7 protein-coding genes are annotated in these 7,446 nt (G+C 69.5%); 3 read left to right on the forward strand and 4 right to left on the reverse strand.

All coding sequences use genetic code 11. The annotated features are described in order from the left end of the window. Positions 1 to 120: 120 nt before the first annotated feature. The 4 genes from IFT89_RS19130 to IFT89_RS19145 form a co-directional block, all read right to left on the reverse strand. Positions 121 to 1,065 (reverse strand): carbohydrate ABC transporter permease, encoded by a 945-nt coding sequence (locus IFT89_RS19130; protein WP_307783555.1) that lies wholly within the window; start codon positions 1,063 to 1,065, stop codon positions 121 to 123. Further along, a complete protein-coding gene (locus IFT89_RS19135) occupies positions 1,062 to 2,396 on the reverse strand; it encodes an ABC transporter substrate-binding protein (protein ID WP_244650868.1) in 1,335 nt (444 codons plus the stop codon). The genes IFT89_RS19130 and IFT89_RS19135 overlap by 4 nt, the downstream gene beginning before the upstream one ends. Positions 2,397 to 2,419: 23 nt before the next feature. Further along, positions 2,420 to 3,652 carry a Gfo/Idh/MocA family protein gene (locus IFT89_RS19140; protein ID WP_202939756.1) on the reverse strand — a complete coding sequence of 411 codons (1,233 nt, stop codon included), beginning with the start codon at positions 3,650 to 3,652 and terminating at the stop codon, positions 2,420 to 2,422. Between the two features lie 377 nt (positions 3,653 to 4,029). Beyond that, positions 4,030 to 4,818: a DeoR/GlpR family DNA-binding transcription regulator gene (locus IFT89_RS19145; RefSeq protein ID WP_079706484.1), complete on the reverse strand. Its 789-nt coding sequence runs from the start codon at positions 4,816 to 4,818 to the stop codon at positions 4,030 to 4,032. Between the two features lie 175 nt (positions 4,819 to 4,993). Between IFT89_RS19145 and IFT89_RS19150 the strand changes: the two genes are divergently transcribed. The 3 genes from IFT89_RS19150 to IFT89_RS19160 form a co-directional block, all read left to right on the forward strand. Continuing rightward, positions 4,994 to 5,878 carry an SIS domain-containing protein gene (locus IFT89_RS19150; protein ID WP_202939757.1) on the forward strand — a complete coding sequence of 295 codons (885 nt, stop codon included), beginning with the start codon at positions 4,994 to 4,996 and terminating at the stop codon, positions 5,876 to 5,878. Next, complete coding sequence (locus IFT89_RS19155) at positions 5,875 to 6,753, forward strand: ROK family protein (RefSeq protein WP_202939758.1); 879 nt, start codon at positions 5,875 to 5,877, stop codon at positions 6,751 to 6,753. The genes IFT89_RS19150 and IFT89_RS19155 overlap by 4 nt, the downstream gene beginning before the upstream one ends. Next, positions 6,750 to 7,446 (forward strand): 1-phosphofructokinase family hexose kinase (locus IFT89_RS19160; protein ID WP_202939759.1); only part of this gene is annotated, 697 nt, incomplete at its 3' end. The genes IFT89_RS19155 and IFT89_RS19160, both read left to right, overlap by 4 nt.

A 7,446-nucleotide genomic window follows, 5' to 3' on the forward strand; every position in this document is an offset into this window, starting at 1 on the left:
GACCCGCGCCGCTGGCCGGGCCGACCGGCGTCGCGGCGTCGCGCGGACGCGGCGGACGGACGACCCGAACCCGGAACGGTGACGGCACGGGTGGTGAGCGGTGCTGTGGCCGTGAGTTGCTCAGTCATTGTTGACCCATCGTTTCTGGAGCCGGAACTGGAGGAGCGTGACGAGTCCGATGATCAGGAAGATCACGATCGCGATCGCCGCCGCATACCCCTTGTCGTTCTGGACGAAGCCCTGGTCGTAGAAGAAGTAGACGAGCGACATGCTCTTCGGGAGCACCGGGTTGGTGCTGCCGAGGATCGCGTACAGCAGGTCGAAGAGCTGGAAGCTCGAGATGACCGTGATGATCGTGACGAAGAAGATGCTCGGGGTGAGCAGCGGCACCGTGATCGAGCGGAACTGCCGCCACCGGGTCGCGCCGTCGAGCTCCGCCGCCTCGTACAGCTCCGGTGCGATGTTCTTGAGCCCGGACGCCAGGATGATCATCGAGAAGCCGAGAGACGACCAGAGGCCGACGATCGCCACGGCGAACATCGCGGTGCCCGGCGTACTGATCCAGTAAGGGCCGTCGACACCGACGAGCGACAGCGTGTAGTTGAGGATGCCGAAGTCACCGTTGAAGATGATGCGCCAGACGATGGCCACGGCGGTCGGCATCGCGACGTACGGCAGGAAGAAGAGCACCCGGTAGAAGCTCGCGAACCGGAGCCCCGGGAGGTTCAACAGGCTCGCGAGGTAGACGGCGATCGGGATGCCGAGGAGCACCACCGCCGTGTAGATCAGCGTGTTGCCGAGGGAGGCGTAGAGCCGCGGGTCGGCGAACAGCCGGACGTAGTTCTCGATGCCCGTGAAGGTGGTGCCGCCGAACACGCCCCACTCGGTGAACGAGTAGTAGGCGGTCTGGACCATCGGCCAGATGAAGAAGACGCCGATGCCGGTGAGGAGCGGGAGGACGAAGACCCACGGCCAGGCACCGTCGCCGCGGGCGGCACCCCGCCGGGCCGCTCTCGGTGAGGAGAGCGGCGCCGACGGGGTGCGCAGCACGGTCTGACCGGTCACTTCTTGGCCAGCGCGGCGTTCATCTGCTCGGCGAGATCCTTCGCCACGTCGGCGACCGGCTTGTCGCCACTGAACGCGTCGGGCAGGAGCTCGACCTCGAGCGCGTTCCACGCGGCGGTGTTCTCAGACACCGGCAGTGGCATCGCGTAGTCGAGGGCGTCGAGGAAGACCTGCAGGTTCATCGTCGGGTAGGAGTCGACGAACGACTGCTGCGTGCCGGTGAACGCGGGGATGACGGCGCCGAGGTCGCCCTGCTGCTGCTGGGCCTCCTCGCTCGCCAGGAACACCTGCAGCGCCTGTGCGGCCTGCTTGTTCTTGCTCGCCGATGCGACGACGTTGGAGACACCGTGGATGACCGTCGCCTGCTCCTCGCCGGTCGGCAGCGGGAAGGCCTGGGCGGTGGCGGCGACGTCGGACTCGCCGACGAGCGGACGCAGCCAGCTGCCACCCCAGTACATGGCGAGTTTGCCGGAGGTGAACCACTGGTCGGCCGGCGTGTCAGTCAGCTGTTGGATGCTGGGTGATGAGCCGTTCGCGATGAGGTCGGTCCAGAACTGGAGCCCTTCCTGGGCCTCGGGGCTGTCGTACTCGGACTCGGTCTGGTCGTCGTTGATGACCTCGCCGCCGGCCTGCAGGATCGTGTTGTAGTAGGTGGTCTGGCCGTCCATGCCGCCGGCAGCGCCGTAGACACCCTGATCCTTCAGCTTCGTCGAGATCTCCTGCGCGGCGGTGTCGAAGTCGTCCCAGGTCCAGCCGTCGGCGGGCAGCGCGACGCCGGCCTGCTCGAAGAGGGCCGTGTTGACCCAGACGCCGATCGTGTCGAAGTCCTTCGGCACGCCGTACTGGGTGTCGTCGAGCGAGTACAGCTCGTTCAGTGCCTCGGGGTAGTTCTTCGGGTCGATGTCGCCCGCCTTGACGGCGCCGGTGATCGGCTCGATCTTGCCGTTCGCCGCGTAGACCTGGAAGTTCGGGCCGTTCAACCAGAAGAGGTCGGGCAGGGTGTCGCTCGAGGCCTGCGTCTGGAGCTTCGACCAGTACGAGGCCCAGGGTGTGACGTTCACGTTGACGGTGATGTCGGGGTAGACCTTGTTGAAGGCCTCGATGTTGGCGTCGATCGCCTCGACCTGGGCCTGGTCCCAGACGCCGTAGGTGATCTCGGCCTTGAGGTCCTTCGGAGCGGCGGCGTACTCGCCACCGGTGGCGCCCCCGCCACCGGTGCTGCAGCCGGCGGTGAGCGCGGCGGCGGCGAGGAGGCCGATGCCGCTGAGGACGGCACGGCGGCGGTTGCGACCGCCGGGTGCGGTGTTGCGGTTCATGAACGGCGAAGGCATGACTGGAGTCCTTTCGAGGTGCGCTACCGGGCGGCGGCGTCGAGGGAGTGCGGTGCGGTGCTGGCGGTGAGGGAGGAGAAGTACTCGACGAGTGCGGGGTCGAGTGGCGGGACGTCGAGCGGGATCGAACCGTTGCGGAGCGAGTGGGCGGCGAGGGCACCGGCGGCGACGGCCTGGCGTGCGGCGACCGGCGACAACGTGGTGGGGGTGCCGTCGGCGACGAAGGCGAGGAACTCGTTCATCGTGTCGAGGTCGGCGTCGGCATGGCCCTCCTCGACGCCCGCGATCGGGTACTCGACGTCGCCCTCGGTGCTCCAGGTGCGACGACGGTTCCACACCTTGACGGTGCCACCTGCGGTGTCGCCGATGTTCTCGAGCCGACCGTGCGTCCCGATGACGGTGTAGTTCCGCCAGTAGTCGGGCGTGAAGTGGCACTGCTCGTAGCTGGCGGTGATCCCGTGCTCGAGGGTCATGAGCATCATCGAGACGTCCTCGACGTCGACCACGGGGTTCAGGCCGCGCTGCGCCTCGGGCGGCCAGTTGTCGTAGGAGAACCAGTCGGCCATGGTCTGGCCGCTGCGGTCCTCGTGATCGTCGACGTCGCCGTAGACCGCGAGGTCGCCCATCGCGACGACGCGCTGCGTGTACGCGCCGGCGAGGAAGTGGACGACGTCGATGTCGTGGCTCGCCTTCTGCAGGAGCAGGGTGTTCACGCGCGAGCGGTCGGCGTGCCAGTCCTTGAAGTAGTAGTCGCCGCCGTTGCCGACGAAGTGACGCACCCAGACGGACTTGACCGCGCCGATCTCGCCGCGCTCGATGACCTCGTGCATGAGCCGGACGACGGCCGCATGGCGGAAGTTGTGCCCGACGTAGAGCGGCGTCCGCGACTCGTAGGCGGCCTGGAGGACCGCGTCGGCGTCGTCGAGCGTGATCGCGAGCGGCTTCTCGAGGTAGACGGCGATGCCGGCGCGCAGCAGGTCGACCGCGATCTCCTTGTGGGTCCAGTCGGGCGTCGTCACGATCGCCGCGTCGACACCGCCCTGCGCGATGAGCGCCTCGTGGGAGTCGAACACCTCGATGTCGTCGCCGAACAGCTGCCGTGCCCGACCGCGACCGATCTCGGTGGTGTCGACCGCAGCGACGACCGATGCGGACGTGGGGCTCGTGGCGACGTGTTCGGCGATGTAGGCCCGCTGGCCGGTGCCGATGACGGCGACCCGGAGGCCTTCGGGGGTGGTGGCTGGTGCAGTGCTCACTCGATCACATCCGCTTCCTTGCGTGAAGTTGATTCATATGATGCCAAAACGATCATGAAATGACAATAGGCGATCACAGCGCTGACGCAAGTGCGGAGCGGCCGATGTGGAGAGGTTTTACCGCGCGGAAACATGGGGAGCGGGGTCGCACTTCGACAGGCTCAGTGACCGGGAGGGCGGCTCAGTGACCGGAAGGGCGGGTCAGCGGCCGAGAGGAGGGGTCAACGAGCGGGAGGGTGCGGCACTTCGACAGGCTCAGTGACCGGAACGCGGCTCAGTGACCGGAAAGCGGCTCAGTGACCGGAAAGCGGCTCAGTGACCGGGAAGGGCCGCTCAGCGACCGGGAGGGGGCGGCTCAGCGTCCGGAAGGAGAGGACTCAGGCGGCGATGATGAGCTCGACGCCGGCCGCGGCCAGGGCGTCGGCGAGCGTCGGGTCCACCGGCTGGTCGGTGACGAGCACGTCGATGCGATCGAGCGGGCAGATGCGGGCGAAGGTCGCCTTCGTCATCTTGGTGCTGTCGGCGACCACGATGACCCGCTTCGCGACCTTGACGAACTCCTGGCTCACCGAGGCCTCACCCTCGTGGAGGGTGGTGGCGCCGAACTGCGCGCTCAGGCCGTCGACGCCCAGGATCGCGACGTCCAAGGCGATCTCGGCGAGCGCCCCCGCCACAAGAGAACCCACGAGTTCGTAGGACTGGCGCCGCGCGACGCCACCCGTCACGACGATCTTCACATGGGAGCGCACGGACAGTTCGAAGGCGATGTTGAGCGCGTTCGTCACGATCGTGACCGAGGCGTCGCCGTCCGAGCGGACGAGGTGCTCGCTCCGCCCGATCACGCGCGCGACCTCACTCGTGGTGGTGCCGCCGTTGAGTCCGACGGCGTCGCCGACGTTGATCAGGGCGGCCGTGGCCTTCGCGATGGCCATCTTGGCGTCGGCCTGGCGGGCGATCTTGTACTGCAGCGGCAGCTCGTAGCCGGTGCCGAGGGCGGCGGCACCGCCGTGGGTCCGCGTGACGAGTCGCTGCTCGGCGAGCGCCGTCAGGTCGCGACGAGCGGTGGCCGCGGAGATGCCGAGCGCTTCGCCGATCTCCGCGATCGTCACGTTGCCGCGTTCGCTCACGAGCTCGAGCAGGGCGTTGAGTCGCTGTTGCTGCGTCATCTGTCCTGCTTTTCCGGTCGGGTCGGGCGTACTGTGACCATCATATGGGCGCCCAGCTAGCGCCTGTCTGATTGATTCTGACGATTTGCACTGGTATCGATCAGATTCGATCCGGTATGGTTGCGGCAACGCATCGCCACGCTGCGATCGCGTCCCCTCACGTGAAAGGCACGTCATGCCCGAGACCTTCGTCGCCGCCGAACTGGCGTCGCAGCCCGAATCCTGGCGCACCGCCGCCGCCCTCGTGCCGGAGGCCGTCGCCGTGCTGCCGCAGCCGGGCGAGCGGGTCGCGGTGGTCGGGTGCGGCACCAGCTGGTTCATCGCGATGAGCTACGCCGTGCTGCGCGAGCAGGCGGGGCTCGGCATCACGGACGCGTTCGCCGGCTCGGAGTTCCCCGGCGTCCGCGACTACGACCGCATCGTCGCCATCTCACGCTCCGGGACGACCACGGAGATCGTGCAGCTGTTGGAGGCGGTGGGCGACTCGGTCACCACCGTCCTCATCACCGCGGTCGACGACTCGCCCGCGACCGTTCCGGCGGCACACGTCATCGCCCTCCCCTTCGCCGACGAGCGTTCCGTGGTACAGACCCGCTTCGCCACGACGACGCTGGCGCTCCTCCGCGGCTCGCTCGGCCACGACGTCGAGGCACTCGCCGTGGAAGCCGAGCGGGCACTGCAGATCCCGATCGACGAGTACCTCGCCGCCGACCAGGTCTCCTTCATCGGACTCGGTCACGCCGTGGGCCTCACCTTCGAGGCCGCGCTCAAGACCCGGGAGGCGGCACAGTTCTGGGCGGAGTCCTACCCCGCCATGGACTACCGCCACGGTCCTATCGCGATCGCGCAGCCCGGCCGACTCGTCTGGTCCCTCGGACCGACGCCCGCCGGCCTGCCGGAGGACGTCGCGGCCACCGGAGCGACCTTCGTGCAGCACGACCTCGACCCCATCGCCGGGCTCGTCGTCGCCCAGCGCTTCGCGGTCGCGTTGGCTGAGGCCCGCGGCCTCGACGCCGACCACCCCCGTTCGCTCACGCGCTCCGTCATCCTGACGCCGTGACCGAGCGGGCGGTCCTCGGCATCGATGTCGGCGGGACCGGGATCAAAGCCGCACTGACGGATGCCGAAGGCACGGTCCTCGGGCGCTGGCGCGAGGCGACGCCTTCGGGCGACACCTCGGGTGTCCTGACTCGCGACATCGTCCTCGGACTCGTCGCCGCCGCGAGCCGCGTCGCAGCCCCAACGGCCGTCGGGGTGGTCGTGCCCGGCGTCGTCGACGAGGAGCACGGCGTCTGCATCCACGCGGTCAACCTCGGTTGGCGCGACCTCGCCTTCCCCGAGCTCCTCCGTCCCGCGCTCGACGTCCCGCTGGCCTTCGGGCAGGACGTCCGCGCCGGGGCTTTGGCGGAAGCGGTCTCGGGCGCTGCAGCCGACGTCACGGGCACGATCGCGTTCGTGCCGGTCGGGACCGGTCTGGCCTCGGCACTCGTCATCGACGGCGTCCCCTTCGCCGGCGGCGGCTGGGCCGGCGAGATCGGCCAGCGCGTGATCCAGGACGGCCCGCATCGCGGGCTCCGGGTCGAGGAACTCGCCTCAGCGGGCGGCATCGCACGACGCGCGGGCGCCCGCGACGCGAAGACCGTCGCCGACGCCGTCGCTCACGGTGACGCCGCCGCCATCGCCATCTGGAACGACGCCGTCGATGCACTCGCCGAGGCCCTCGCCGGCATCACCGTCGTCGCCGCACCCACCGCCATCGTGATCGGCGGTGGGCTCGCCCTCGCCGGAGCCGCCCTCTTCGAGCCACTCGAGCACGGACTCCGTGAGCGGCTCGACGTCGTCCGTGTCCCGCAGCTCCTGCCCGCTCGTCACGGCGACGAGGCGGCCACGGTCGGCGCGGGGATCCTCGCTCGCCGTCTGGTGGCAGCCCGATGACCACCCCTGGTGCGCGTCGCGTCGTGGTCGTGACGCCGAACCCCGCCGTCGACATCACCTACACGGTCGCCGAGCAGCAGCTCGGGGTCACGCAACGCGTCCAGTCCGTCGTGCGGCGTGCCGGCGGGAAGGGCGTGAACGTCGCCCGCGTCCTCGAGTCGCTCAGCGTCCCGACTCTGCAGGTGCTCCCCCTCGGTGGCGCCTCCGGCACCTGGCTCGCGGACGCCCTCACAGCCGACGGCCTCCCCACCCGGGTCGTGGAGCTCCGCGCCGAGACACGCTCGACGGTCGCGGTCGTCGACGGCATCCTCCATCCGACCCTCTTCGCCGAGGCCGGTCCGGTCGTGACGACCGAGGAGTGGACCGCCCTGACGACCGAGCTCCGACGCGCCCTCCACGACGCGAGCGCACTCGTCATCTCGGGCTCGCTCCCGCCGGCCACGCCCGACGCCGTCGTCGAAGCGCTCGTCCGAACCGGGCACGACGCCGGCGTCCCCGTGATCGTCGACGTCAGCGACACGGCGCTCCTCGCCGCGGCCCGCGCCGGTGCGACGATCCTCAAACCCAACCTCGACGAGGCCCTCGAGGCGACGGGCGCCGCCGACCTCGCATCGGCTCGCGCGGCACTCCTCGCGCTCGGCGCCCGCGCGGTCGTCATCTCCCGCGGTGCCGACGGCCTCACCGCCGGCGACG

The sequence above is a fragment of the Plantibacter sp. CFBP 13570 genome, from assembly GCF_014841395.1.
GTDB classification, from domain to species: domain Bacteria; phylum Actinomycetota; class Actinomycetes; order Actinomycetales; family Microbacteriaceae; genus Plantibacter; species Plantibacter auratus.

Excerpts from the sequence above, each read along its gene's own strand:
- IFT89_RS19150 (WP_202939757.1), top strand. The coding sequence starts at position 4,994 with ATGCCCGAGACCTTCGTCGCCGCCGAACTGGCGTCGCAGCCCGAATCC.
- IFT89_RS19145 (WP_079706484.1), bottom strand. The coding sequence starts at position 4,818 with ATGACGCAGCAACAGCGACTCAACGCCCTGCTCGAGCTCGTGAGCGAA.
- IFT89_RS19135 (WP_244650868.1), bottom strand. The coding sequence starts at position 2,396 with ATGCCTTCGCCGTTCATGAACCGCAACACCGCACCCGGCGGTCGCAAC.